The sequence below is a fragment of the Mediterraneibacter hominis genome (assembly GCF_014287475.1).
Lineage (GTDB): Bacteria > Bacillota > Clostridia > Lachnospirales > Lachnospiraceae > Mediterraneibacter > Mediterraneibacter hominis.
Window position 1 is genome coordinate 1,890,226 of the sequence record NZ_JACOPF010000001.1, and the last position, 25,176, is coordinate 1,915,401.

Annotated in this window: 25 protein-coding genes and 1 riboswitch; of the genes, 6 read left to right on the top strand and 19 right to left on the bottom strand. The window is 41.2% G+C overall.

Annotated features, from left to right (window positions below):
* Positions 1 to 978: 978 nt before the first annotated feature.
* The 4 genes from H8S37_RS09170 to H8S37_RS09185 all read right to left on the bottom strand — a co-directional run bounded on the left by H8S37_RS09170 (position 979) and on the right by H8S37_RS09185 (position 4,182).
* Positions 979 to 1,965 carry a diaminopimelate dehydrogenase gene (locus H8S37_RS09170; protein ID WP_186875664.1) on the bottom strand — a complete coding sequence of 329 codons (987 nt, stop codon included), beginning with the start codon at positions 1,963 to 1,965 and terminating at the stop codon, positions 979 to 981.
* Between the two features lie 213 nt (positions 1,966 to 2,178).
* Positions 2,179 to 2,712: a hypothetical protein gene (locus H8S37_RS09175; protein WP_186875665.1), complete on the bottom strand. Its 534-nt coding sequence runs from the start codon at positions 2,710 to 2,712 to the stop codon at positions 2,179 to 2,181.
* Positions 2,703 to 3,341: a J domain-containing protein gene (locus tag H8S37_RS09180; protein WP_186875666.1), complete on the bottom strand. Its 639-nt coding sequence runs from the start codon at positions 3,339 to 3,341 to the stop codon at positions 2,703 to 2,705. The genes H8S37_RS09175 and H8S37_RS09180 overlap by 10 nt, the downstream gene beginning before the upstream one ends.
* Positions 3,322 to 4,182 (bottom strand): DUF5685 family protein, encoded by an 861-nt coding sequence (locus tag H8S37_RS09185; RefSeq protein WP_186875667.1) that lies wholly within the window; start codon positions 4,180 to 4,182, stop codon positions 3,322 to 3,324. Before H8S37_RS09185 ends, H8S37_RS09180 begins: the two co-directional genes overlap by 20 nt.
* A gap of 541 nt (positions 4,183 to 4,723) precedes the next feature.
* Here H8S37_RS09185 and H8S37_RS09190 point away from each other — a divergent pair.
* The gene (locus H8S37_RS09190) at positions 4,724 to 5,266 is read left to right on the top strand and encodes a biotin transporter BioY (protein WP_186875668.1); all 543 of its coding nucleotides are present in this window, start codon (positions 4,724 to 4,726) and stop codon (positions 5,264 to 5,266) included.
* 71 nt (positions 5,267 to 5,337) lie between these two features.
* On the opposite strand, the gene H8S37_RS09195 is transcribed toward H8S37_RS09190, so the two are convergent.
* Positions 5,338 to 7,488, bottom strand: a complete 2,151-nt coding sequence (locus tag H8S37_RS09195; protein WP_186875817.1) for a Tex family protein — start codon at positions 7,486 to 7,488, stop codon at positions 5,338 to 5,340.
* Positions 7,489 to 7,768: 280 nt separating this feature from the next.
* On the opposite strand from H8S37_RS09195, the gene H8S37_RS09200 reads away from it, so the two are divergent.
* Both H8S37_RS09200 and H8S37_RS09205 read left to right on the top strand, forming a co-directional pair.
* The gene (locus tag H8S37_RS09200; RefSeq protein ID WP_243207100.1) at positions 7,769 to 8,380 is read left to right on the top strand and encodes a GNAT family N-acetyltransferase; all 612 of its coding nucleotides are present in this window, start codon (positions 7,769 to 7,771) and stop codon (positions 8,378 to 8,380) included.
* A 56-nt stretch (positions 8,381 to 8,436) separates the two neighbouring features.
* Positions 8,437 to 9,345 (top strand): RluA family pseudouridine synthase, encoded by a 909-nt coding sequence (locus tag H8S37_RS09205; RefSeq protein WP_186875669.1) that lies wholly within the window; start codon positions 8,437 to 8,439, stop codon positions 9,343 to 9,345.
* Positions 9,346 to 9,351: 6 nt separating this feature from the next.
* Here the strand turns inward: H8S37_RS09205 and H8S37_RS09210 are convergent, their stop codons facing one another.
* The 8 genes from H8S37_RS09210 to H8S37_RS09245 form a co-directional block, all read right to left on the bottom strand.
* On the bottom strand, positions 9,352 to 10,098 hold the full coding sequence (locus tag H8S37_RS09210) for an ABC transporter permease (RefSeq protein WP_186875670.1): 747 nt from the start codon (positions 10,096 to 10,098) through the stop codon (positions 9,352 to 9,354).
* Between the two features lie 12 nt (positions 10,099 to 10,110).
* Complete coding sequence (locus H8S37_RS09215) at positions 10,111 to 10,797, bottom strand: ABC transporter ATP-binding protein (RefSeq protein ID WP_186875671.1); 687 nt, start codon at positions 10,795 to 10,797, stop codon at positions 10,111 to 10,113.
* Positions 10,797 to 11,156 carry a GntR family transcriptional regulator gene (locus tag H8S37_RS09220; RefSeq protein WP_186875672.1) on the bottom strand — a complete coding sequence of 120 codons (360 nt, stop codon included), beginning with the start codon at positions 11,154 to 11,156 and terminating at the stop codon, positions 10,797 to 10,799. Before H8S37_RS09220 ends, H8S37_RS09215 begins: the two co-directional genes overlap by 1 nt.
* 132 nt (positions 11,157 to 11,288) lie before the next feature.
* Positions 11,289 to 12,230: a hypothetical protein gene (locus H8S37_RS09225; protein WP_186875673.1), complete on the bottom strand. Its 942-nt coding sequence runs from the start codon at positions 12,228 to 12,230 to the stop codon at positions 11,289 to 11,291.
* 185 nt (positions 12,231 to 12,415) lie between these two features.
* Positions 12,416 to 13,834, bottom strand: a complete 1,419-nt coding sequence (locus H8S37_RS09230; protein WP_330604895.1) for an aldehyde dehydrogenase — start codon at positions 13,832 to 13,834, stop codon at positions 12,416 to 12,418.
* Between the two features lie 49 nt (positions 13,835 to 13,883).
* Positions 13,884 to 14,663, bottom strand: coding sequence for an ABC transporter ATP-binding protein (locus tag H8S37_RS09235; protein WP_186875674.1), 780 nt, complete (start codon positions 14,661 to 14,663; stop codon positions 13,884 to 13,886).
* 11 nt (positions 14,664 to 14,674) lie between these two features.
* Positions 14,675 to 15,730: a FecCD family ABC transporter permease gene (locus H8S37_RS09240; RefSeq protein WP_186875675.1), complete on the bottom strand. Its 1,056-nt coding sequence runs from the start codon at positions 15,728 to 15,730 to the stop codon at positions 14,675 to 14,677.
* A gap of 36 nt (positions 15,731 to 15,766) precedes the next feature.
* Positions 15,767 to 16,807 carry an ABC transporter substrate-binding protein gene (locus H8S37_RS09245; protein ID WP_186875676.1) on the bottom strand — a complete coding sequence of 347 codons (1,041 nt, stop codon included), beginning with the start codon at positions 16,805 to 16,807 and terminating at the stop codon, positions 15,767 to 15,769.
* Positions 16,808 to 16,928: 121 nt separating this feature from the next.
* A riboswitch (cobalamin riboswitch) is annotated at positions 16,929 to 17,109 on the bottom strand.
* Positions 17,110 to 17,389: 280 nt separating this feature from the next.
* On the opposite strand from H8S37_RS09245, the gene H8S37_RS17730 reads away from it, so the two are divergent.
* The 3 genes from H8S37_RS17730 (at position 17,390) to H8S37_RS09260 (ending at position 18,231) form a co-directional block, all read left to right on the top strand.
* Entirely contained in the window at positions 17,390 to 17,554 is a 165-nt protein-coding gene (locus H8S37_RS17730) for a transposase family protein (RefSeq protein WP_408631370.1), read from the top strand.
* Between the two features lie 222 nt (positions 17,555 to 17,776).
* Positions 17,777 to 17,917, top strand: a complete 141-nt coding sequence (locus tag H8S37_RS17735; RefSeq protein ID WP_186875678.1) for a transposase — start codon at positions 17,777 to 17,779, stop codon at positions 17,915 to 17,917.
* Positions 17,914 to 18,231 (top strand): hypothetical protein, encoded by a 318-nt coding sequence (locus tag H8S37_RS09260; protein ID WP_186875679.1) that lies wholly within the window; start codon positions 17,914 to 17,916, stop codon positions 18,229 to 18,231. Before H8S37_RS17735 ends, H8S37_RS09260 begins: the two co-directional genes overlap by 4 nt.
* Positions 18,232 to 18,613: 382 nt before the next feature.
* Here the strand turns inward: H8S37_RS09260 and H8S37_RS09265 are convergent, their stop codons facing one another.
* From H8S37_RS09265 to H8S37_RS09290, 6 genes are all read right to left on the bottom strand, one after another.
* Positions 18,614 to 19,579: a carbohydrate kinase family protein gene (locus H8S37_RS09265; RefSeq protein ID WP_186875680.1), complete on the bottom strand. Its 966-nt coding sequence runs from the start codon at positions 19,577 to 19,579 to the stop codon at positions 18,614 to 18,616.
* Positions 19,579 to 20,946 (bottom strand): family 4 glycosyl hydrolase, encoded by a 1,368-nt coding sequence (locus H8S37_RS09270; RefSeq protein WP_186875681.1) that lies wholly within the window; start codon positions 20,944 to 20,946, stop codon positions 19,579 to 19,581. The genes H8S37_RS09265 and H8S37_RS09270 overlap by 1 nt, the downstream gene beginning before the upstream one ends.
* A gap of 26 nt (positions 20,947 to 20,972) precedes the next feature.
* Positions 20,973 to 21,842: a carbohydrate ABC transporter permease gene (locus H8S37_RS09275; protein ID WP_186875682.1), complete on the bottom strand. Its 870-nt coding sequence runs from the start codon at positions 21,840 to 21,842 to the stop codon at positions 20,973 to 20,975.
* An 81-nt stretch (positions 21,843 to 21,923) separates the two neighbouring features.
* Positions 21,924 to 23,189 carry an ABC transporter substrate-binding protein gene (locus H8S37_RS09280; protein WP_186875683.1) on the bottom strand — a complete coding sequence of 422 codons (1,266 nt, stop codon included), beginning with the start codon at positions 23,187 to 23,189 and terminating at the stop codon, positions 21,924 to 21,926.
* Positions 23,190 to 23,263: 74 nt separating this feature from the next.
* Positions 23,264 to 24,094 carry a carbohydrate ABC transporter permease gene (locus tag H8S37_RS09285; RefSeq protein WP_186875684.1) on the bottom strand — a complete coding sequence of 277 codons (831 nt, stop codon included), beginning with the start codon at positions 24,092 to 24,094 and terminating at the stop codon, positions 23,264 to 23,266.
* Positions 24,091 to 25,086, bottom strand: coding sequence for a LacI family DNA-binding transcriptional regulator (locus H8S37_RS09290; protein ID WP_186875685.1), 996 nt, complete (start codon positions 25,084 to 25,086; stop codon positions 24,091 to 24,093). Before H8S37_RS09290 ends, H8S37_RS09285 begins: the two co-directional genes overlap by 4 nt.
* Between the last annotated feature and the right edge of the window lie 90 nt (positions 25,087 to 25,176).

Here is a 25,176-nt window from a genome sequence, read left to right on the forward strand (position 1 = left end):
TATAGCATCCTTTTCTTATGACAAGCTTTTTCTTTCCTTTATATTCTCCTTCATACATTATCCGTTCTATGATTGATTGCATTTCTTCCCCCAAGAACTTCCCCAATTTAATCTGCTTTATTTTGTAGTCGTTTCTATATTTCTTTATGTTTTTTCAAACTACTTTAATTATACTCCAAAAAATCTTTCTATTGTAATAAATACCATTTGACAAATCTACCTGCTATTTCTTCAAAACTTTGTCTTCACATTTTTTTATAGATTTGTTCATAATCCATTCAAAACTTCATCACACTTTTTACACAACTAGATTATATACTATAATTGTTCTAAAGAAAGAACACTTTTTCATAAACTTTTTCCCCCTTTGAGTCACAGCAATATGTGGCTCTTTCCTTTTTTATAATTGAAATATAAATTTAAATGACGAAATGGTTCGCGCAAAAGGGAGTGTATTGCAACGTTCGTCAGGGCTTCGCCGAAATTCCTCACTTTTGCAACACACGCCCTCCCTCGCTTACACTTTCGCCAGCTTAAGTTTATATTTCCAGACGGAAGAGATCGGCTTCACGCCGCTACACATTTTAATCGGAAGTAAACAAATTTTTCTGGTTGGGAACTCGTGACAGCGTGAAGTCGATTTCTTTTTAATAAAATTTGACTAACAAGGCTGCCTTCCGAATGGCGGGGTAAAAACTTCTGACTGGAAGTGACAGCAAAAAACACTGTATCAGATAAGCGGGTCCTGCCCTGTGTTCTGATACAGTGTTTTTTGCGTACCTTCCGTTAAAGCTTTTCTTCCAGACGAGGAAGGGATTTTGCCAACTTCCGCAGTGCCAGCTCAATTTCGCATACGCTTCATTTCGCTATCGGCAGTCGCCGAATAAAAAGAAACAGGAAGCCCTCTGCTTACATGCAAGCATGACACAGAGTCTTCCTGTTCTTTTCGCACTGCTTATTGCTTCGTTAAATTATAATTTACAGCATATGTGCTCTTAATTCTTCTCCACTTTTTGCACTTAAATATGCCGGAGCAATATCGAATACGGTCTTGCAGCCTTTCGCCCCTTCACTTGCCAGCCTATAAGCTGCTCTCGCATATGCAACGATTACAGAAGCTGTAAATTCTGGATTAGAGTCCAACTTCAGGCTGTATTCGATCAGATGATTGTGTTCTTCATTCCAGCCTGTCTTTCCACTGCGGAGTACAAAACCACCATGCGGGATTCCGCTATGATTTTTCTTCAACTCTTCTTCACTAATAAAATGTACGGTTGTATCATAATCCGCAAAATAGTTTGGCATATTCTTGATCTCTTCTTCCACCTTCTTCGCGTCAGCGCATTCTTCAAGCACTACATAGCACTCTCTTGTATGCTTCTGACGTGTTGTCAATTCTGGATTTTCCCCGTTTCTGACTGCCTTTAAGGCTGCCTCTACAGGAACTGTATACTGCTTTGCATCCTTTACGCCTTCTACACGGCGGATTGCATCAGAATGTCCCTGGCTTACCCCTTTTCCCCAGAAAGTATAATCATTTCCCTGGGGAAGGATTGCATTTGCATACATTCTGGTTAAAGAGAACATTCCCGGATCCCAGCCTACAGAAATAATTCCCACTTTTCCTCCTTCTTTTGCAGACGCATCTACGTTTGCAAAATGCTCTGGAATACGTGCGTGTGTATCAAAGCTGTCTACCACATTAAACAATTTTGCATAAACAGGAGTCTGCTCTGGCAAATCAGTCGCGCTTCCTCCGCACAAAATTAAAACATCAATTTTATCCTTCCAGCTTTCTACCTCTGAAATACTGCATACAGAAGCACTTTCTGTCAAAATCTTTACATCCTCCGGATTTCTGCGGGTAAACACTGCTGCCAGTTCCATGTCGGGATTCTGTTTAACCGCACACTCAACGCCCCGTCCCAGATTTCCATATCCTAAAATACCAATTCTTATACTCATAACCATAGATTCTCCTTTCTATTCCTAATACGGATTTAATTATACGAGTGCTGCATTGATTTTTCAAGATTTTTCTTAATCCTCCTTTCAAAATGTAGCAGCCTTATTCGTTTACTTACTCAAAATGAATAGCAGATTTTTATTCTTTCTTGACCGTACAGACTACTACACAAAAAAACCGCTGTCCTTCCCTGGAAGTACAAACGGTCTTTTTTATCGCAGCAGTCTGCCGCGCATTTTATTCCATATATGTCCCTGCGCATACTCATATGCCCTGTCATAAATCCATATACCTAGCTGTCCTGCCGCAACTACAATAAGCAGCATCATTTCCGGAAGCTTTCGCGAAAATAGAATCTCCTGGAAAATCAGTACCAATGGAATGTACATTATATTAAATATGATATATTTTATAATCCAAAATAAAATATGGCGCTTTCCTATCTGTGGCCGCTTCTCAAGCACACCCCACGCAAATTCTACTGCAAGGATATAAAATCCCATTGCTGCAAAAGAAATAACATAAAACTTATTTGGCGCAACAAGAAATCCTAACAAAACATCTGCCAGATAGAACGCAGCCCCCATTTTTATTCCATATTCTCGGATAACAATCCCTACAAAGTAAGATGCGGCTGCTAAAAGAAACAATGTATTTGTCTCAATCACGCTGCCAAGTGCCATACACACTACCGACAATGCAAGCAGCAACCCGCCAAATGCCATAGATTTTGCCTTTACATGCATGAACAAAGGTCTCCTCCCATACATTCACACAGAGTGTCCGCACACCATAAGTCACAACATAGATTCCCTGTCCCGCAGGAAGAACCTCCCGCGCCATAGCCACCTCCATATGGATTATTCTGGTATCTGCGGCTGCTGAAATCCAACTGATTCAAAAGCTGGCGATACTGAAGATTATTTGGCTCCATATTAACTGCTTGCGCAGCATGCTCTCTTGCCACCAGGTTATTTCCTAGTCCGGCATTGGCACATCCACTGACATAATACCACATTGCCGTACGGTTCTGTATCTGATCTAACACATTCAAAGCTTCTCGGTAATGGCGGCTGTTTACATAGTTTACCGCTGCCTGCATCTGCGGATCCTGCTGCGCCTGATTATATCCACCTTGATACCCATATGAATAGCCTCCAGTGCTGCCGCCGGAATAGCCTCCAGAACGTTCTTTCATAATCGTATCATACGCTTCCTGTACTTCTTTAAATTTTTCTTCTGCCAAATCCGCCAAAGGGTTATTGACATTTGCATCCGGATGATATTTTCTCGTCAAATCACGGTATGCTCTCTTTATCTCATCATCCGACGCATTGGGCGATACCCCCAGCACATCATATGGATTTTTTGTCATTTTTTTGTGGTTCCTTTCCTTCTTTTTTCTTCAACTGTATCTTATTATAGCGATTCCACACACCATCATACAATATATTTCTCAAAATGTCCACATCCACAATACATGGAAGTTTTTCAAATTCTACGCTGCATTCTGCAATCATCATACAGAGTATTTCCCTACATTTTTCTTCATATCCTTTTTGTCCATATAGCTCTTTTAATGGGTTATAGCAGTTTTTTTGAATATCTTCCTCTAAATCTTCATAAGCATCCATAATATATATGAACTTTCCCAGAAAAAAGCCCATTCTGCGCAGGCTTTTTTCCCACATATCTTTTTGCCAGACAAACAATTCTTCCATCAGATGCCCAAAGCACCCTGCCGTCCGGTCAATATCTGTGCTGTTTTCTCTCTCACAAACAGCAAGCTCTTCCAAAGATTCTCTAATTGCCCGGCTCTGACGCGGATATTTCGCGGCAATCCGCTTCGCCTTACGCCCTAGAACACCCTTTGCAAGAAATGCACTCACCTTCTTTTCATCTTTCCAATCATCCTCCAGGTGATACCATGCAAGAAGCAAATTCATATCTGCCGCATATCCTGTGATTTCATTTTCCAGCATCATTTGCTTTTTCACCGGATGTACTTTACATCTGTGTGATTCTGTGCGGGTCTGGCTTTCATATAAAGATGTTAAAAGAATGATTGCAAATGTCATATCATAGGTCAGTGTCATCTGTCCGGATATGCCATATTTATCTTTTAGAATATGGCAGAGTCCACAGTAATATGCTTTATATTTACGCAAATCTTTAACTTTTAGTTCCGGCTCACATATCGTAACATATCCAAACATAACATTTCTCCATATCTCTATTGTCTCCGTCAGCGTACATACAAATCCTTTCGGGAGGACGGGCTTTGCCCGATAAGGTATACCCTGAAAGGCACCCCGTAACTTACTCCCTCCGGGAGGACGGGCTTCGCCCGATAAGGTATACCCTGAAGGGCACCCCGTAACTTACTCCCTCCGGGAGGACGGGCTTCGCCCGATAAGGTATAGATTTTAGTATAGCACAGCCTGTCTTTAACCCATATAAAATTTTTGTAAATATTCTTTTTCCTGCTATCTAATTTCCTAAAATCATTACCCGCCAAATCTAAAATCCAAACACCGTTCCGTCTCAATTGTCAACTTCATATCAATTAAAAGTTGACAATTAATCTTTTCTCTTTTATACTCTAACATAGACTGATATTTTTCTTCTATTATCTTAAAGCAAAATTCATGTTTGCCAAAAACAAGTCGTTTATTTATACCTTATCGGGCGAAGCCCGCCCTCCCGAAGGGAATAAATTACGGTATACCCTTTAGGGTATAGAAAGGATTTTCATATATGAAAACAACTCATACTTCAACCCGAACTCTTACTTTAACCGCACTTATGACAGCTGTACTATGCATCATAAGTCCTTTTACAATACCGCTGCCATTTAGTCCGGTGCCTCTGTCACTTTCTACTTTTGGACTCTATTTGTCTTGCTTTGTTCTTGGTGTAAAAAAAGGGTCTGTGAGCTGTCTTCTCTATATCCTTATCGGCGCCGCAGGCATCCCTGTTTTTTCATCCTTTGGAAGTGGGATTGGAAAAATAGCAGGTCCCACAGGAGGTTATTTAATTGGTTATCTTTTTCTCGCAATTATTGGAGGCTTTTTTGCCGAACGCTTTAAGGGCTATTTACTTTTACAGCTATCCGGCCTCCTTTTAGGCACCATTGTTTGCTACCTTTTTGGGACAGTCTGGCTTGCTTTTCAAATGCATTTAAGCTTTACATCAGCTCTCGCTGTCGGTGTCATTCCTTACCTGCCAGGCGACGCTGTTAAAATCACTGTAGCCGTCTTTGCCGGGCGCAGGCTTCAAAAAATCCTTTCCAGGTTATAGACTATATGGTATCCGAAAGCCGGTACATTCAGGCACCCTATTCTCGTACGCGGAAAAAATTGTCCTGCTTTTTATATGCCCCGCATAGTAAGCTGGATTCTTTTTTTCTTTAAATCTACACTCATCACCTTCACATCTACAATATCTCCTACGCTGACAGCCTCTAGTGGATGCTTAATAAATCTGTCTGTAATCTGGGAAATATGAACCAGCCCATCCTGGTGCACTCCGATGTCTACGAACACGCCGAAGTCGATCACGTTGCGGACGGTACCTTTCAATACCATTCCTTCTTTCAAATCTTTCATTTCCAGCACATCTGTCCGCAGAATTGGCTTCGGCATCTCCTCACGTGGATCACGTGCAGGTTTCTCTAACTCTTTTACAATATCTCTTAACGTAATCTCTCCGATTCCAAGTTCTTTCGCAAGACGGGCATAATCCCGGATCGTAAGAGACAGACCGGTTAAATTGCCGCCCGTAATGTCCTCCGGCTTAAATCCCTGTTTTTTCAGCAGCTTTTCTGCCGCCTCATAAGATTCTGGATGAACACCCGTAGCGTCCAAAGGATTCCTGCCGCCCTGAATCCGCATAAATCCCGCGCACTGCTCGTATGCTTTGGGTCCTAGCTTTGCAACCTTTAAAAGTTCCTTCCTGTCCTCGAATTTTCCATTTTCTTCCCGATACGCCACAATATTTTTGGCGATTGTCGGGGTTATTCCAGAAATATAGGATAACAGCGGCGCGGAAGCGGTGTTTAAGTCCACCCCTACCTTATTCACACAGTCTTCTACTACACCTGTTAAAGATTCGCCCAGCTTCTTTTGATTCATGTCATGCTGGTATTGGCCTACCCCTATCGATTTTGGGTCAATTTTCACCAATTCTGCCAGTGGATCTTGCAGACGCCGCGCAATCGAAGCGGCGCTTCTCTGTCCGACATCGAATTTCGGAAACTCCTCACTTGCCAGTTTGCTGGCAGAATAAACCGATGCCCCTGCTTCATTTACAATTACATACTGTACCTTCTCTGGAATTTCCTTTAGAATTTCTGTAATAAACTGCTCGGACTCTCTGGATGCAGTTCCGTTTCCCAGGGAAATCAGTGTAATGTGATATTTCGGAATAATCTTTTTCAGCAGCTCCTTAGATGCCTTAATTTTCTGCGGAGTTGTCGGGGCAGTCGGATAAATAACGGTAGTTCCCAGCACTTTTCCCGTAGCGTCCACTACAGCCAGCTTGCATCCTGTACGAAACGCAGGATCCCAACCAAGCACCACCTGCCCTGTAATTGGCGGCTGCATCAAAAGCTGGTGCAGATTTTTTCCAAACACTTCGATCGCCCCGTCCTCTGCTCTCTCAGTCAACTCGCTGCGTATCTCGCGCTCAATCGCCGGAGCAATCAGACGCTTGTAGCTGTCCTCTGCCACTTCTTTCAACACCGGCGTCGTATATGGATTCTCTGTATGAATTATCTGTTTTTCCAGATACCGCAAAATGTCTTCTTCGGGCGCCGTAATCTTTACATTCAGAATCTTTTCCTTCTCACCTCGGTTCACCGCAAGAATTCTGTGTCCCGCAAGCTTAGACACTGGTTCCTCAAATTCATAGTACATTTCATATACAGACTCTTCTTCCGGGCTTTTTGCCGTAGAAGTAAGGTTTCCTTTCTTCATTGTAATCCGGCGAATCCAGCTTCTAAAGTCTGCCTCATCAGAAATGGATTCTGCGATAATATCTTTCGCGCCGTCAATTGCCTCCTTTACATCTGCCACGCCTTTTTCTTCTGAAACATACTCTTTTGCAATATTTTCAACAGGTTCCTTTATCTTTTGCAGAGTAATAACTGCTGCCAGCGGTTCTAGTCCCTTTTCTTTCGCAATCGTCGCCCTCGTCCTTCTCTTCGGGCGGTACGGGCGGTATAAATCCTCCACCACAACCAGCGTCTCTGCCGCAAGAATCTGCACTTTTAATTCTTCTGTCAGTTTTCCCTGTTCTTCTATACTTGATAAAACCTGTTCCTTCTTCTCTTCCAGGTTTCGAAGATACACGAGCCGTTCATACAATTTACGGAGCTGTTCATCGTTGAGCGACCCTGTCGCTTCTTTACGGTATCTGGAAATAAACGGAATTGTATTCCCCTCATCGATCAATTTTACTGCCGCATCCACCTGAAAGCGTTTTACCGCTAATTCTTCTGTCAACTTCTGGTTTATGTCCATTCCTTTGTACCTCATACTTTCTCTTATACCCGAACAAATTCATTTATCCGGACTTCCCTCATTATACATGAAAGTTCCCCTTGTTTACAAGAAGTCTTCCCTGCTTTCTTGCAGTTTCTATTTCTTTTTGCTATTCTATACCTTATCGGGCGAAGCCCGCCCTCCCAAAGGGAATGTATTACGGTGTGCCCTTTAGGGTATACCTTATCGGGCGAAGCCCGCCCTCTCGAAGGGAGTAAGTTACGGTATATCCTATTTAAAAAGACTGGAGGAACGTTGTTTGGATATAAGAATCGGAGATTTACGGAAAAAAGACTATAAGAAAGCTATCCAATTTGCCATAGATGGTATGCACTTTAACTGGTACATGGACAGTTCTTTCTTGCTGCATTTATATGGGAGATATTTCTGGTATCTGGAAGTCAGTCGTGCCACACAGGCCATTGCGGCATATTACGGTGACGAACTCGCCGGCGTTCTTCTTGCCGACATGAAAGGAGAACCGCAGAAATATCGTTCTCTTGGAAAGACTTTATATGTGAAACTTTTTGATACTCTACAGCGTCTTTTTGCAAAAGGAGGTATCGATATCTATGATAACACAAACAGAGAACTATATTCCCAGTACTGCAAAACGCATAAACCCGATGGGGAGATCACCTTCTTGGCCGCCAATCCTCAAGTAAAGGGAAAGGGAATCGGAACACTCCTGCTAAATGAGCTAAAGAGCAGAGAAAAAGGAAAGCAGGTATACCTATACACTGACAACGCCTGCACTTACCAGTTTTACGAGCACAGAGGATTTATCCGTTCCGGAGAAAAAGAAATTCTTCTAAAGCTTGGCAAAAAAACAGTTCCTCTGAAATGTTTTTTATACAGTAAATTATTATAATTTTTAGAACCTTCCTTTTCCTTGACAATCTTTACTCCCCGCCTTATGATTGTTCCATGAACCGTACATTAATTTATCAAATAAAAGAAAATGAAAATAATCTCCGCATTGAACAGTTTTTAAGAAAGCAAGGATACTCCCGGCAAAATCTGACAGATTTAAAGAAAATGCCTGAAAGCATTCTCGTAAACGGGCAGTGGTTCCATCTGAATCAGCGCGTTTATACAGGCGACACGCTCGTGGTACACATACAGGAAATCCATTCTTCTCAGAAGATTCCACCTGTTTACATGCCCCTTAGCATTGTCTATGAAGATGAAGATATCCTTGTTGTCAATAAACCTGCCAAAATGCCTGTGCACCCTTCTTTGAACAACTATCGTAATTCTCTTGCCAATGCACTTGCATGGTACTATAAAGAACAGAATAAGCCTTTTATCTTCCGCTGTACAAACCGTCTGGATCGGGACACGTCAGGATTAACTGTCATTGCCAAGCATATGCTTAGTTCCAATCTTCTCTCGTCTATGGCACAGAGCCATGAAATCCGCAGAGAATACCTCGCTATTGTAAGGGGACACGTAGCGCCTTCTGAAGGCACTATTCAGGCTCCCCTTGCCAGAAAAGGCATATCGATTGTAGAGCGCATGGTTGACTTTGAGCATGGAGAACGAGCTGTTACCCATTATAAAACTGTACAGGAGAGAACTCTAAACGAAAAAGACACGCACAGTCTTATTCGGCTTCAGCTCGAAACCGGACGCACACACCAGATAAGAGTACATATGAAGTACCTGGGATTTCCACTTATAGGAGACTATCTGTATAATCCAGATATGGAATATATAAAACGCCAGGCACTACACTCCTGGCGTCTTACATTTGCACATCCGATTACAAAGGATCCCATGTCCTTTACCGCACCCCTGCCGCAAGACATGGCAGTTTTATTTCCTGATTTTTAAATCTATTTATACACTTAACTTTTTGTCGGCAAGCACTCCTGATATTACAAAAAGCGCAATACCTACTACCGCATAGTATACAAAATCCCATATCTGTATTTCCAGTGCGGATACATGGAACAAATCACATATCAACGAATAGCCTTTTTCTACGATCCAGTTGATAACAAAAAACAGAATAACGGAAAACAGCCCCGCAAATTTAGAATTCAAGAAAAGTGTCCTGGATATAATGATCGCCAAAAATCCGATCATGATAATCTCCGCCCACGCGACAAACATAAAAAGCATAACCATTAAAAACCATTTCCAGTCCACGCCTCCAAGTAATATCGCGTCTGCCAGCTGCTTTGCCGCATCAAATAACATCTTTATACCACCGACCTTCATCATTCCGACAGTAAAACAGATACAGCCTGCCACTGTAAATGCGGCAAATACGAAAAACATCTGTAAAATCGCAGCTATAAATTTACCACCTAAAATTTCCCATACCGATTTCGGAATCATCCACAGCATATGGCTTTGTTTTGTCCGCAGATCTCTGTTAAATACAAGAAGGCTTTCTATTCCTGTATAAAAAATCACCAAAAATGCTCCCGCAAACATAATTCCAATACTCAGCGCCACTGTTGTATCCTTTTTCAAAATAATCCCTGCTAAAAATGCAAGCAGGCACACCGCCAGTCCGAACAATATAATCAGCCGTGCTGTGCGCTGTTTTCTCCACTCATATTTTATAATTTTACCCATATCTTACCCCTCCTACATAATCTCCATGTAAATATCTGCAATAGATTTTCCGTTTTGCATACGTTCCTTTTCTGTCTCTGTCTGGAGAATCAGTTGTCCATTTTTTACAAAAATAGCCTCGTCAATAAAACTTTCTATCTCGTTTATCAGATGGGTAGAAATCACGAAACAATTTTTGCTGTCTGCTTCATCCAGAATTATAGAGATGATCTCCTCCCGCGCCTTGAAGTCAATTCCATTAAGCGGTTCATCCAGCAGGAACAAAGAAGCGTTGCGCGAAAGTGTAGCTACAACCTTCAGCTTTGCTGTCATTCCTGTAGAAAGCGTCTTTATTTTCATTGACTCCTCGAGTCCCACTTTGTCCGTCATCTTTTGGAATTTTTCTGTATCAAAGTCTTCAAAGAAATCTGCATAATACCTTCCTACGTCTTTAATGCTCATAAAATCATAAAAAAACGGCTCAGTAGACATATATGCAATCTCGCTTTTATCTTTATAATTCCACGGCGCCTCTTTATAAATAATTTCTCCTGATGTCGGCTTCGTAAGCCCCGCCACCATTTTCATCCATGTTGTTTTCCCACTTCCATTTTCTCCCAGAAGGCCATATACTTTTCCTTCTGTAAGCTTTATATTAAAATCGTTCACTGCTTTTTTATTCCCAAACGATTTATTCAGTCCTATGCATTGTAAAATCATTACTCTTCCTCCTTATAATCTGCAACCTGGAAAATAATATCATCTTTTTGGTATCCCAGATCCTTCATTTCTCTCATAAAATTTTTTAAAAGCTCCTCTGCCATTTCCTGCTTAATTGTCCCAAACATTTCCTGCTCCTCCACGACAAATGTTCCTATTCCTCTCCTTGTAAAACAATATCCGGCCGTCTCCATTTCCCGATAGATTCTTGCTGCCGTATTCTGATTAATCTTATACAGTACCGCAAGCTCTCGGTTAGAAGGCATTTTGTCTCCGGGCTTTAACTGTCCCTGCACCATCTTTTTCTTCAAATCTTTTATAACCTGTAAATAAATTGGCATCTCTGTATTATAATCCATGTCACCCTCCTTTGTACTGTCACATCCTCCTGGAGCACAGAGTAAACATTCTTCGGATAGATGTTCTAGTGATATAGTTAAATAGTACACTAGTTATATATATTTGTCAATATATTATTTTAAATTACTAATCTAATTATATTTATCATTAAGGACAAAATTTACAGCCTCCTGAATTTGCTTCTCTATATCCATTTGTTCTCTAACAAGCATCGTAGTATTATGACTTCGCGTATACATGCTGTCACCTGTATTTACCAGTTTTATACTATCTTTATAATCAGCAAAGCAAAATGTAAACCTTTCATTTTTATAATCAAAAAAACTTAACCCTATGTATCTACTATTAGAAATGTATACGGAATCATCTAATTGTTCTTCTATATATTCTTCTAAGAGCTTGTACACTTTTTCTTCATCAAACTCTAAATCCTCTATAAGAAAAACTAAAGCATGATTTTCTTCATCTATATTTGCTTTATTTTCCTGTTCTTCGTTAAAAAATGAAAAATTAATCTCGTAGCTTTCTCCATTATAGTTAAAGTAATATTGTTCATATATATTCAGTGTCACATATGATGCCATCCCTTTTTCACTTATGACTTTGTATCCTTGCTCCTTACCATTACCTGTTTTATAAGGCTCTATCTGAAATGAAGGAGAGGTCTCTCTATTTGTAATACTTACCTGCTGCTCCGCAATACTGTTTGTTTGGTTAGTCAAGGTTAATGTCAATAAAAAACCTAGCATACCTAAAAATATTGTATTCAGGTAGGAATTTATTTTCTCTTTCTTTTCTATGCTCTCGACGATTTTATTTAATCTTATACTTTTGCTGAAATTTATACTTATAAATAGAATAATATACAAAATAATAAGTATCTCTATACTATCAGCCGTTACACGTATATCCTTCAAATTATATTTTTTGCTGATACATAAAATCAACGCTACTATACAAATTATAATTATATTTTTATAATTCCTTTTCTTTTCAATTTTCTTTATTCTTTGCAGCTTCTTATCTTCTTTTTCACACTCTAAATTAATATCTTTATTATCACTTTTTTTCATTTTTTATTCTCCTTGTATTTTTCTAATTTATATATTGTAATATAAATTCATTTTGACATTCACTACCCATTCTAAAAAAGCACATTCTTTAATATAGAAAGGAACTACAGCGAATAATCCACAAAAAAATACGCCTTGTATTTAGAGCCTCTCCTCTTTTACAAGACGTATTTTTTATTGCAGACTTAATGAAATACCCTATGCAGCAGCTTTTCTTTCCACTTCTTATACGGCGGATACCCTACTGTCAGATTCAATCTGGCCGGTTTTGTATATACGCTGCGTTCATGGGTAAATGTATAAAAGCTATATTTCCCATGATAGTTTCCCATTCCGGAATTTCCCACACCGCCAAAAGGCAGGTTTGTCCCTACAAGATGACTGATTGTATCGTTTACCGCTGCTCCGCCTGACTTTGTATGATTCAGAGTCCACCTTGCAATCTCCTTATTTCTTGTAAAAATATAAAGTGCCAGGGGATTCTCTCTTTTTCTCACAAAGCATACGGCTTCCTTCAGTGTTTTATAAGACAAAACCGGCAGAATCGGGCCAAATATTTCCTCCTGCATACATGCTGCATTTTCCACTGTTTTTAAATCCAGAATAACAGGGCCTATATACCGTTCTTTTCTGTCTCTCCCACAGGAAAAAAATTGATATTCCGCATCCTCCTTCAATATTGCTTCCAGACGATCGTAATGCCTCTCATTGATAATTCTGCCGAAATCTCTGTTCCTTTGAACATCCGTTCCATACAGCTTTTTCACTGCCTTTTTCAGTTCCCGAAGTAATTCTTCCTTGACTGTCTCATCTACCAGCACGTAATCGGGCGCCACACAGGTCTGTCCTGCATTGAGCAGCTTCCCCCACATAATCCTGTGAGCCGCCTGTTTTATATTCGCACTTTTTTCTACAATCACAGGACTTTTTCCGCCCAACTCCAGCGTGACAGGCGTCAACTTCTCTGCCGCTGCCTTCATCACCAGCCTGCCTACCCTTACACTTCCTGTAAAAAACAGATAATCAAATCTCTGGTTTAACAATTCCTGGTTCACAGCAACCCCGCCGCAGATACAGCAAATATACTTTTCTGCAAATGTTTTTTCTATCAGCTTTTCGATCACCAGCATGGTATGGGGCGCCAGCTCGGAAGGCTTCAATACAACGCAATTTCCGGCGGCAATCGCCCCAATCAGCGGCTCCATCAGAAGCTGAAATGGGTAATTATACGGCCCCATAATCAATACTTGCCCGTACGGTTCCCGGCGTATCGCACTTTTTCCTGGAAACAAATAAAACGGTGTGCGCACCCTCTTCTCCCTGGCCCAGCCAGATAGCCTGCGAATCGTATAACGTATGTCCGAAAGCACCATACCAATCTCCGTCTCGTAAGCTTCAGTCTCATGCTTTCCCAAATCCAAAAAAAGCGCTCTTTCAATCGCTTTTCTTCCCTTTTGTACGGCTGTATAAAGATGTTTCAAATGCTGTATTCGAAACTCTATTTCTCTGGTGCTTCCTGATTGAAAAAAACGTTTCTGTTCCTGCATCATTTTTTCTATCTGCATACAGTCCGTTTCTTTTCGTTCTCCCTCTGACAGTCTCACTTCTTATGTTCGCCTCCTTTTTTGCCGCCCTGCGGTTTGGTCTGCCCTTCTAACAATCTTTGCAGTTGTCCGACAGATAATAAATTTGAATCTTTCCAGTAATTTCATTCACTTTGATCTGTGACCGGACGCCAAATACCTCCTGCATGTATTTCTCCGTAATAATTTCCTCCGGACGCCCTACAGCCACAATTCTTCCTCTGTCCATCAGAATGATTTTATCGCAGTACATGGATGCGATATTCAAATCGTGAATGGAGGAAAACACTGTAATTTTCTGCTTTTTCAAAGTCTGCATAATCAAATACTGGTAGCGCACATCTAAATGATTCGTCGGCTCGTCCAGAACAATCAGCCTGCTCTGCTGTGTAAGCGCTCTTGCCAGCAGAACTCTTTGTTTTTCTCCTCCTGAGAGGCTTAAATACATTCTGTGCTCATACCCTTCCATGCCTACTTCCCGCAGAAACTGCCTGCAAAGTTCTATGTCTTCCTTCTTTTCTCCCTCCAGGAACCGCCGATGTGCGTACCTTCCGTACATCACCATATCCAGTACTTCCACGTCAAATTCTACGTTGTTTTCCTGTGCCACAACCGACACCTCTCCTGCCATTTCTTTGGGCGGCATCTCCATGACATCTTTTCCACTGATAAATACGGCGTTCCTTTCAGGCTTATAGGTTTTGTATATATTTTTCAGCAGTGTAGATTTTCCGCATCCATTCGGCCCTATCAATCCAACAAAACCGCCTTCTTCCACACATAGTGAAACGGCATCCAGCACTTTAGTACCTTCGATTATATAATCTAAGTCTTTTACACTTAACTGCATCTGCGTCCCTCCTATTTTGCCCTGTTTTTCTTGATTAAATACAAGAAGAATGGTGCGCCTATAAATGCGGATATAATTCCGATCGGAAGCTCTTCCGGAGCAATAATAATTCTGGAAACAACGTCTGCCAGCATCGTAAACAATCCGCCTGTTAAAATCACTGCCGGAAGCAGTCTCTTATGCTTAGAGCCTACGAATGTTCTCACAATATGAGGTACGACCAGCCCTATAAAGCCAATCACCCCGCTTACAGAAACCACAACTCCCGTTAAAGCTGTCGCTGCCAGTATGATAACCAGCTTGATTCTGCCTGTATTTACACCCAGACTTTCCGCCGCATCATCTCCCAAAAGCAGCACATCCAGTTCATTTACAAACAGCATAATCAATAGAATAATCAGTGCAAACACAATCGACACATATTTTACTTTGTCCCAGTCTGCCCCGCTTAGAGAGCCTACCATCCAGTATTGCGCCGTCTTTGTCTTATCCGAACCGCTGTTGCCGCCATAAATAATCAGATTTGTAACAGCCGTAAATAAAGCGGCAGTGGCGATCCCTGCCAGTACCAGCCGGCTGGAGGTAATTCTCCTCCGATAAGACGCGATATTTAAAGACAAAATGATAGAGACCGCTGCTCCCAGTACTGCTCCGGCAATCGTAGAATATCCTCCCATAAATCCGAACCAGCCAAGTACAATGGCTGCAACTGCCCCTGCCGAGGCGCCGGAGGAAATTCCAAGCACATACGGATCCGCAAGGGCATTTTTCGTCAATGCCTGCATAAGCACTCCGCAGACAGAAAGCCCTGCTCCTACAATGCAGGACATAATCACTCTGGGAAAGCGGATATTCCAGATAATCGTTTCCATGTTTTCTTCCCAGGTACGGACAAACCATTCTCCTCCGGATATTTTGTTTATGATAATTTTTAAAATATCAATAGGCTTCGTCTCTACGGCGCCTATTGATACAGAAAAGCCCGCTGCAAGCAGTAAAAGGGCGCAGACTGACGCCATAAGCGCCAGATACTGCCCCCTGCCTCGGATGATTTTATGATTCTTCATTTGTTTTCTCCTCGCAAAGAAACCTGTTCTTTTCTATTACTCAAATACATCCGGGTACAGTTGCTTTGCAATCTCTTCTACCAGTCGCGCAGAACCGGCAGAACCCTGCATATCCGAACAGCAGGCGGAAATAATTCTGCCTTCTTTCACTGCACTTAGATTTTTCGTTGCGTCATTTGTGCGAAGGAATTCTGCTTTCTCTTCTACCTCGTCTCCACCTTCATAATCCAAAATCAGGATCACATCCGGATCTCGTTCTACAACCTCTTCCCAGGAAGGTGTCGCCCATCCTGCCTCAATATCGTCAAAGATAGAAATTCCGCCGGCAAGTTTCAGAATGTCTCCCGGCATCCCCTGACATGCTGTAAACGGCGCGTCTTCTCCTGAATCATATGCAAATACTGTAATCGGATTCTCATACGCTTCGCTTCCAAGCGTATCCTGTACCTTCTGGATTGTATCCTTCATCGCCTGTATTTTTTCTTCCGCCACATCCTCTACTTTGAAAATCTTTCCAAGTGTCTCATAGTCCTTATATAAATCCTCGAAACTCGCACTGTCAGAGCATACGTATGGGAAATACATAGAAATTCCGTTTTCCTCACAGAAATCTGGACTGAAGTTCTTATCTGAGAAAACAGAATCCCATCCCATGAGGAAATCACACCCTGTTGCAATCATTTCTTCCTTGGACAGTGTAGTAATCCCTTTTCCCGCTTCTACAAGCTGGGGAACCTCTTCTCTTGCCGGATACTCCGCATCCAGGCTCCAGCAGGAACCTTTTGTATACCCTGCCATCTGATCCTCCAGTCCCAGATCAAAGAAAAAATCTGCCATCTGATCTCCGGATGCTATAACATGATCTGGCATTTCAGTAAACGTATATTCCACATTCTCTCCCAGGCCAGAGCGTTCCAGATTCAGTGTAATCGTCACCGGTTCATACGCACTGTCCTCCTGTTTGGTTTCTGTATTTGTCTCTTTTTTTTCTTCTGTCTGACCGTTTCCGCCACAGCCTGTAATAAGGGCAGAAAGCAGACTAAACGCTAACATCGCGCTGATTACTTTTCTTTTCATACTTCTTTCCTCTCTATTTCATCTTTCGCAAATTTTATAACACAATACTGCTTCTCTTCATTACAGGTCTGTTATTAAGTTTTCATTTTCCTCTACCCCTTCCTCCTTCCCCTTACCGAGAATTTGCAAGATAACTTTAGCAAGTCTTAGGACTTGGCATCCTCCTCAATTCCGCCTTCTCACAGAATCTTCTCTGCAATGGCATCCATAGAATCTCGTCCGCCTTACCTCAGGTGTAAGCTGTCAGTGAATTGCACACTGTTCCTTATTAAGTCAATGACACTAAAGCTATTTGTAATCTAAGCATTACAAACGAATTTATTATACAATAGAATCATCTCCGGGGCAACTATGGCGCGTTTCCCGACACGACAAATGCATGAATGAATAAATTGTGAACACCATCTTGTTTTTTTGGTATACTTAAAAAAGGATGAGGTTCTTCTATGAAGTCACTTTTAGACTATGCAAGTACAGTAATAAACAGCAGACAGGAGAAAAAGGTCCGGCATAAAATGATGGATATTATCATGCTTGTGTTTTTCTACGATTGCCAATGCTGATGACTGGGTAGAGATCGAAGTGTTTAGGAAAGAACTCGAGGATTTTCTGCGCAATTACCTAGAACTTCCTCATGATATCCCTTCGCATGATATGCTCCAGAGAGTGTTTGCTATGGTACCGCCTGAATTTTGGAAGAGTTTCCAGAAAAGATGGAGAGAAAGTAAAGTGTCTGCTTGCGATTGATAGCAAAACCCAGAGAGGAAATGGGAATAAAAATCAGAAGGGCAACCATATCGTCAGCGCAGTCGACGAAAGTACATCATGGATTGGTAAAAGCAAGCTACATACCAAGTCGGGAGTAGAGAGAGCTCCTTGAAATCACATGCTATCGCCAGGAGAATACTGAAGAACGTGCCCGTGAATTAAACAAAATCCATAATCTGGACAGTCGAGGCTTTAGATGCCATGCCTGACATCGGAAGGCAAAGCGCAGAACAGAGCTTAGCAGAAACAGGGATTGAGATGGAACATTTTCAAAATGAATCCCGTTTTAGCTCATGGACAGTGCTTGTGCCAGAATGTAAGGAAAGTGCCGGGAAAAGATGAACACTCGGATACGGAAAGGGAATAAATATCTAAAAGCAACCTTGGTGGAATGTACCCGCGCTGCTATGCGAAATAAGCAAAGTTATCTCTACTCGCGGCATCAAAGAATTGCTGCACACAGAGGTGGAAAAGGGGCTTTAATTGCGGTAGCTCATACCATGTTAATTGCTATCCATCACATACTAAAAGAGAAAGTTCCTTATCACGACCTTGGGGCGAATTACTACTCCGTTATCAATCAAGAGAAGATAATCAATAGAAATATTCGTTCATTAGAAAAGTTAGGGGTGAATGTAACTATTCAGCCGAAATGATCCTCTTTAACTATACACTAGATAAGGAAATAAGCCCACCAAAAGGCGAGCTTATTTAGAATGTTTGTTTATAGTGGAGCGTTGAATAATATTTTCAGAGCCTTCTTCATGTTCGGATATGTACTTGAATATTTATTCCAACTTTTGTCGGTCTGCTTCTGGTATTCTAGTTTCTTCAGTTTCACATTGCTGATATACTCAAAGAGCATTGTTATCACACAAATCCATGGAAAAGGATGTTTCATCTGTTTTATTTGCCATGAAAAAATGACCAAAGGAGAGGAAAACGACTTTTAGTCATTTGAATTTTGGGCTTCTCACAATATCAAGACACTTAACTTAATTGACATTAGTTGAAAAATAGATAACCCTGTTACAAAAATCAAAAAGGGGGGGATTTTACTGCTGTGCGCTCCATCATCATCGGCAGTGGAACGTTTGCTGCTCTGATACTCTGAGCAAGTTCCAGCAATTCTTTTTCTGTTGGAGTGTTTGAAAGACATCCCACTTTTTCAACGCATTTTCCACCTATAACATTGCCAAATATAATGCATTCTCTTATCGGATAGTTATAGTAGAGACCATATAAAAATCCGGAAATAAATGCGTCTCCCGCCCCAGTAGCATCCACTGCATGAATCCTAGGAAGCGGAGGAATAATTTCATTTATTCCATTCTCCCTTAATAGACATCCCTGCTCTCCCAATTTGATAATGGTCTTTTCGAAATATTGTGACAGTACTTCAGCAGCTTCCTGTGGGGTATCTTTTCCGGTAATTTTCATAGCCTCCTTACAATTCGGCGTAAAATAATCAGCCAGCTGCAAATATTTCGAATACATTTCCAGCGACATGCCATCATTCCAACCTGTATCCATCACAAGAATTACATTCGGATTTTCCATTTTTATCTCTTTATACATAGTATACAAATCCGGATTCATACGTATTATCACGGCTCTTTTCATTTCCTGCCGCAGTGTATCCTTTAAAGCATCGGGCATACAGAACTCTTTACGATATGACACAAATGTTCTGTCACCCGGTGTAATCATCGCACTTGTTATATTAACTGGTATTCCCTTTCCAGAAAACAAATTTTGATATTGGATTCCCTCTTTCTCAATCTCTTTCTTTGCGAACCCTGAGAAAATATCTTTTCCAAGATAAGTAGCAAGGAAAGTCGGAATTCCCAGCCGGGCAAGGTGAATCATTACAGCAGTTGCTCCACCGCCAAGCTTCATTTCAAACCCGCTGGAATAAACTTCTTCTCCTTCTTTCGGAAGTGCTGAAATACCGCTGTACAACAAATCACAGCTTGTTACACCTGCGCCCGCTACATATTTCATCAATTCCACCCCCTGATATACTCCTGATTTGACCGGATATATTCTTCTACCAGTTTCTCAGCCAAAGAGTATGAATTTACTAAGGGATGCATCATCAGGCATGTTACAGCATCATCTTTGCTTTTTGTGCGGATTGCCCGAGAAGCATATCTTTCATATATTTTCACACGGCGTATCAGCTCCATAGACAATTCTTCCGGCTCTTTATCTACATGAGGAATATATGTACCATCCGGCATTACTGTACAGGATATCTCCACTACATCTGTGTCTTTCAGCCCCGGAATAGCCCCATTATTTGGCACACAGAATATCATCTCTGTCTTCTTTCCAGTTTGCTTTGCACGAATATATTGAAGTGCAACTCCCGCATATCCTCCATCATCTTTTGACTTCAAATCAAACGAAAATGTGTCTGGACGACTGACACCGCTTTCGTTTTTCATATACATCGCAGATCTTTTTCCATGCCATTTGACATAAACATTAAGGCATTCTTCAAAATCCTTCACCGGGTCTAATTTTTCTAATTCTTCTATCATGCAACAATTCACATTACGAATCACTTCACCTCGCGTAATTCCAGCCGACAAAACATTAGCTACCGCTTTCTCCCTGTACAGAAAATAATACAGATATTCATTAAGGGCACAACCAAATTTACGTGCAGCCTCTTTTGAAAAGAACCTCATATCTGTTTCCTTGTATACCCTGTCATCTTCCAATAACGTGGGGAGCATTTCTTTTTCTCCAAATTTTATACTGTTAAAAAAGGAAAGATGATTCAGACCATAACAAGAAGCAGTTACCGTTTCTTGTTTCACTCCATACAATTTTGCAACTCCCCTCAACATTCCGGTAGGTGCATCACATATTCCATACGTGAAATCATACCCCATATCCCGCAGTGTCTGTGAAACTACCCCCGCCGGATTTGTAAAGTTAAAAATTTTCACCTCCGAACTGGAGTATCGCCGTATCAATTCACAATATTCTGCCAGCGCAGGAACACTTCTCATTGCAAAGGACAAACCAGCTGCTCCTGTCGTTTCCTGACCTAGAACACCTTCGTTTAAAGCAATCTTTTCATCGTCAATCCTTTTTTTATCTTCTCCGACCCGTATTGTTGTAATAACATAATTCGCATCTTTCACCGCTTCAACAGGGTCTGTAGTAAGTGAGAATTTAATATCCGGAGCAATCCGAATAGCTGTTTGTCTAGCAAGCTCTCCATAAATACCAAGCTTTTTTTCATTATTGTCCATAAAAACAATTTCATCTATCGAAAGCTCTAAGGCGTGCTGCGCAAGACTCTTCGCAAGTATCATTGAGCGCACTCCGCCTCCACCTATAACTGTAAGCTTCATCACAGAACCTCCTCTTTTATTCTATTTTAATAATCTGACTGGTCCATACGAAACATTTTATTAATCAGCATCACAATTGCCACTCCTATGATAATCAGCATTACGCTGAGCGCATTGCTGTAGCCGTAATTATTTTCAGTAAAAGCTGTTTTATAAATATATAACGGAAAATTCAACGTAGCATTCCCAGGACCTCCATTGGTGGTCAAATATATCAATTCAAATTCTTTAAGCATGCTTGTTGCCGCAACAATCACACTGGTTCCCAAAGTATTTCTTACCATCGGCAAAACGATACGGGTATTTATCTGCCAGGATGTCGCTCCATCGAGTTTTGCCGCCTCTAGTATATCCTCCGGTACCGATTGCATAGCTGCCAGCATAAGTATGGTAATCATCCCAGGATATAAAAGCCATCCAGCCATAACCGAAAAAAAAGCCGTATCTGCGTTGAAATACCAGTTAATATCAACCTTAGAGCCGGTAAAAAGTCTCAGAATTTCATTCAAAAGTCCGCTGTCGGTCTTAAATACATTCAGAAGAACCATTGCTAGCGCCGCCGTCGAAATCACATTTGGTAGCATACAGACCGTTCGAAAAATTTTCCAGCCCTTAAAGCGCGGCAAAAGGATTAACGCAAGCACTGTACCAAGAAGCACATGAATAGTAGATTGCAAGATAACCCAAATCATAGTATGCCAGCATGCAGCCTGTACATTTGGATCTGCTACACCTTTCATATAATTAGCCAGACCGACAAAAAAGACATTTTCCCCAATACGCCAGTTAAAAAAAGAAGTCACTATTACCATGATTAGCGGGAACAGATATACAAACAAAAACAGAAAAACACATGGTGTTAAAAATACAATCAAAGTCCGTTTCTTAGGCTTCATATCTCATCACGCTCCTTTGCACAACCCGAAGTCAGAAAAGACGTGCCGGAATCTCTGACACGTCTTTTCAGTTTGTTTACACTACTGTGCCGCATCTGTAAGAGCTTGTGCAAATTCTTCCGGCGTAATTGAACCATCTGCTAGCAACGGGTATTGTACACTGATTTCATCCACTACTGTTGCATGCCATAAACTTTGAAAATCATTAATCGAACGCGAAGCTGAATCCGCCAGATTAATTGTATCCTGAACCTGTGAGTACACATCTGCATCCGTAATCACGCAATCCGGTATAACACTGCACATTTCCAGATCCAATTTCTGGCTTTCTTCGCTTGTCATAAACTTTACAAAAGCAAGTGACGCTTCTATTTTTTCCTCTGTTTTGCTTGCAATACTCCATCCAATTTGTCCACTGTTATACATCACGTTCCCCGGGAATGTAGCAACAGCTACTCTATCTCCAAAATCCTCTGATACCACACTGGTATCATAAAATTTCGAAACCATCCACGGTCCGTTCGCTATAATAGCCGTCTTTTCATTAAAGAAATTATTTGCCGCTTCCGCATATGCGCCTCCTACAGCATCAGCAGTAGTATATTTCTGGAACATTTCTTGAATCATCCCTGCCGCCTTAACCACTTCGTCATTATTATAGTCATCCGGCTGATTGGTATTCATAAATTCCTCGCCCGTATCTGAATCTCCGATCATAGCTCCTAGCATCAGACTCGTAACCCAGCCGCTTTCTGCCGTATCCATGGAAACCGGTGTAATTCCAGCCGCAAGTAGTTTATCACAATCCTCAAAAAACTCATCCCAAGTTTCTGGAACCTGCTCTATCCCTGCCTCTTCAAACAACTCTGTATTATAAAAATATCCGATGGTCTGCCGGATGTAGGGTATCGCGTATAACTTTCCATCTCTCGTATTCACATTTTTCCCGACGTCGCTCATAAAGCCCGCCCACTCCGGATCTTCCTCAACATACGGCGTCAGGTCTACCAGCTTGTCCTGCATTGAGTCAATGAGGTTATATCCTCCGGTAACAATAACATCAGGAAGATCATCTGCGCTATACAAGACCTTCATCTTATCTATATAATTCTGATCTCCAGGGATCTCTTCCATCACAACTTTATATTGATCTTTGTATTCCTCATTAAACGCCTCAACCCGTTCTTTTACCCATTCTGTCTGGGATGCCGTTCCACACATAAATGTAGGGAAACTGATCTCCACGACACCATTACCTCCTGCTCCTTCTTCCTTGTTTCCACATCCTGCCGCCAAACTCATGCTCATAGACAGCACACATACAACCGCCACAACTTTTTTCTTCATACTAATACATACCTCCTCTTACTTAATTTATAATTAATGATAATTACCATTCGTTTTCAGTCCACTACCAGCGTTTATCCCTTTACAGATCCTGCTGCCATACTGCTGGTAATCTGTTCTTGCAGTAAAATAAACACTATAATACTCGGCAGTACTGATAATGTAATCGCTGCAAACATAGCTGTGTAGTCAAACGAAAACTGTGACGAGAAATAATTAAGAGCCAACGGCAATGTTCTGTTTGTCTCACTTTTCGTCAAAACCAACGCAAACATAAATTCATTCCAACTGGTTAGGAAATGAAGCGTTGCAGCCGTTGCCAGACCTGATCTGGACATCGGAATTATGATTCTAGTAAATGTATAGATTGGTCCGGCTCCATCAATTGCAGCTGCTTCATCAACTTCCTTTGGTATATTCAAAAAAGTACTTCTCAAGATAAACAGAGAGGTTGGAAGCCCCAGCGCCGCATATACAATAATCAACCCCATCTTTGTATCCAACAGATTTATCCGCGCCATAATCAAATATAGCGGCATTAACAATCCGGAAATCGGAATTAATAGCGATGACGATAATAAGGATGTAAATATTTTTTTACCCCGAAACTCATATCTCGCCAATGCGTATGCAGCCATAGAAACCGCCCCTATACTAATCACTGTATTTACCGCTGCTATAAAAACGCTATTTCCGAAAAATTCAAAAATCGGAGACATCTCCAGCGCTCGGAGATAACCGTCAAATGAATAAGAGGACGGAAGGGAAAACGCTGAATCAAGAATTTCCTTGTTGCTTTTAAATGATGAAAAAATCACCCATAAAAAGGGTCCTACACAAATAGCTGCTGTATATGCTAGAAAGACTACACATAAAATCCGGCCAATAAACTTTCTCGCTTTCATTCTCCTTCCCCCTTTTTTACCGAAGCACAGCTGTCACGAATTATTATGGAGTGCGGCAGCATGATCTCTCTACTGATTTCCATCGTACTCTCAGATGAAAAAAAATCTAGCGCGCAACGAATAAACTCTTCCAGCGGCTGATGCATAGTCGTAAGTCTTGGTCGGATTTGCTCCGCGATTGGCAGATCATCAAAGCCCAATACTGAAACATCCTGAGGCACCCTTATTCCCATATCCTGAAGACCACATATAGCTCCACACGCCATTTCATCACTAAAAGCAAAAATTGCTGTAAAATCAAGTTGATCTTTTATAATTTTTTGAGCAAATGCGTATCCGTTCTCTCGAGTCAGTGCTCCATATTGTACATATGGCTCTTCAAAAGCCAATCCAGTCTCCGACATCGCCTTTGTGCAACCTATAATTCTTTGATAACTTGCATTAACACCCTTTCCATAATTCGTAAAAAACACAATCTTTCTATGACCAAGTCCGAGTAAATATCTGGTTCCCTCGTATGCCGCCAGCACATCATTTACATGGATATATCCTCCATCCTTAACATCAACAGAATCCTCAGCACACAACACAACTGGTATTTTCATTTTGCGGGCGAATTCATAAATCATACTGCTCTCATCTTCTTCCAGAAGAATAAACCCATGAGGTTTTAGACGTGTCAGTATACTTCTGCACTGACTTGTCTGACATTTATATACCGGAAGAAAAACGATCTGAATTCCATACGAGGGTGCCTGTTCCATAAACATTCTTAACAATTCCGAATAAAACGCCAATCGTTTATGCGGAGTTATAAGAACCAGGGTTTTATTTTTTTCACGGCTTTTAACTTGAGTCTGACCTTCTTCTTTCCCTAACACCGCTTCAATTTTTTCAGCAACTGATTTGCTGACATTTTCATTTTCTGTAAAATATCTCGATACACTTGAAGGCGAAACGCCAGCAAGCTTCGCAATTTCTCGTACCGTCATAGTGCCCCCCCCCCTGTTTCAGAAACAAAATCTATCCAGAAATATTTTCGCTTGTTTAATATGATATATAACACTTCATTCGTCATTTTG

Bases quoted from the DNA above. Each gene is read 5' to 3' on its own strand.
- H8S37_RS09170 (WP_186875664.1), bottom strand. From the start codon at position 1,965: ATGAGTATAAGAATTGGTATTTTAGGATATGGAAATCTGGGACGGGGC.
- H8S37_RS09175 (WP_186875665.1), bottom strand. From the start codon at position 2,712: ATGCATGTAAAGGCAAAATCTATGGCATTTGGCGGGTTGCTGCTTGCA.
- H8S37_RS09180 (WP_186875666.1), bottom strand. From the start codon at position 3,341: ATGACAAAAAATCCATATGATGTGCTGGGGGTATCGCCCAATGCGTCG.
- H8S37_RS09185 (WP_186875667.1), bottom strand. From the start codon at position 4,182: ATGTTTGGATATGTTACGATATGTGAGCCGGAACTAAAAGTTAAAGAT.
- H8S37_RS09190 (WP_186875668.1), top strand. From the start codon at position 4,724: ATGAAAACAACTCATACTTCAACCCGAACTCTTACTTTAACCGCACTT.
- H8S37_RS09195 (WP_186875817.1), bottom strand. From the start codon at position 7,488: ATGGACATAAACCAGAAGTTGACAGAAGAATTAGCGGTAAAACGCTTT.
- H8S37_RS09205 (WP_186875669.1), top strand. From the start codon at position 8,437: ATGAACCGTACATTAATTTATCAAATAAAAGAAAATGAAAATAATCTC.
- H8S37_RS09210 (WP_186875670.1), bottom strand. From the start codon at position 10,098: ATGGGTAAAATTATAAAATATGAGTGGAGAAAACAGCGCACAGCACGG.
- H8S37_RS09215 (WP_186875671.1), bottom strand. From the start codon at position 10,797: ATGATTTTACAATGCATAGGACTGAATAAATCGTTTGGGAATAAAAAA.
- H8S37_RS09220 (WP_186875672.1), bottom strand. From the start codon at position 11,156: ATGGATTATAATACAGAGATGCCAATTTATTTACAGGTTATAAAAGAT.
- H8S37_RS09225 (WP_186875673.1), bottom strand. From the start codon at position 12,230: ATGAAAAAAAGTGATAATAAAGATATTAATTTAGAGTGTGAAAAAGAA.
- H8S37_RS09235 (WP_186875674.1), bottom strand. From the start codon at position 14,663: ATGCAGTTAAGTGTAAAAGACTTAGATTATATAATCGAAGGTACTAAA.
- H8S37_RS09240 (WP_186875675.1), bottom strand. From the start codon at position 15,730: ATGAAGAATCATAAAATCATCCGAGGCAGGGGGCAGTATCTGGCGCTT.
- H8S37_RS09245 (WP_186875676.1), bottom strand. From the start codon at position 16,807: ATGAAAAGAAAAGTAATCAGCGCGATGTTAGCGTTTAGTCTGCTTTCT.
- H8S37_RS17735 (WP_186875678.1), top strand. From the start codon at position 17,777: ATGCCTGACATCGGAAGGCAAAGCGCAGAACAGAGCTTAGCAGAAACA.
- H8S37_RS09260 (WP_186875679.1), top strand. From the start codon at position 17,914: ATGAACACTCGGATACGGAAAGGGAATAAATATCTAAAAGCAACCTTG.
- H8S37_RS09265 (WP_186875680.1), bottom strand. From the start codon at position 19,579: ATGAAATATGTAGCGGGCGCAGGTGTAACAAGCTGTGATTTGTTGTAC.
- H8S37_RS09270 (WP_186875681.1), bottom strand. From the start codon at position 20,946: ATGAAGCTTACAGTTATAGGTGGAGGCGGAGTGCGCTCAATGATACTT.
- H8S37_RS09275 (WP_186875682.1), bottom strand. From the start codon at position 21,842: ATGAAGCCTAAGAAACGGACTTTGATTGTATTTTTAACACCATGTGTT.
- H8S37_RS09280 (WP_186875683.1), bottom strand. From the start codon at position 23,189: ATGAAGAAAAAAGTTGTGGCGGTTGTATGTGTGCTGTCTATGAGCATG.
- H8S37_RS09285 (WP_186875684.1), bottom strand. From the start codon at position 24,094: ATGAAAGCGAGAAAGTTTATTGGCCGGATTTTATGTGTAGTCTTTCTA.
- H8S37_RS09290 (WP_186875685.1), bottom strand. From the start codon at position 25,086: ATGACGGTACGAGAAATTGCGAAGCTTGCTGGCGTTTCGCCTTCAAGT.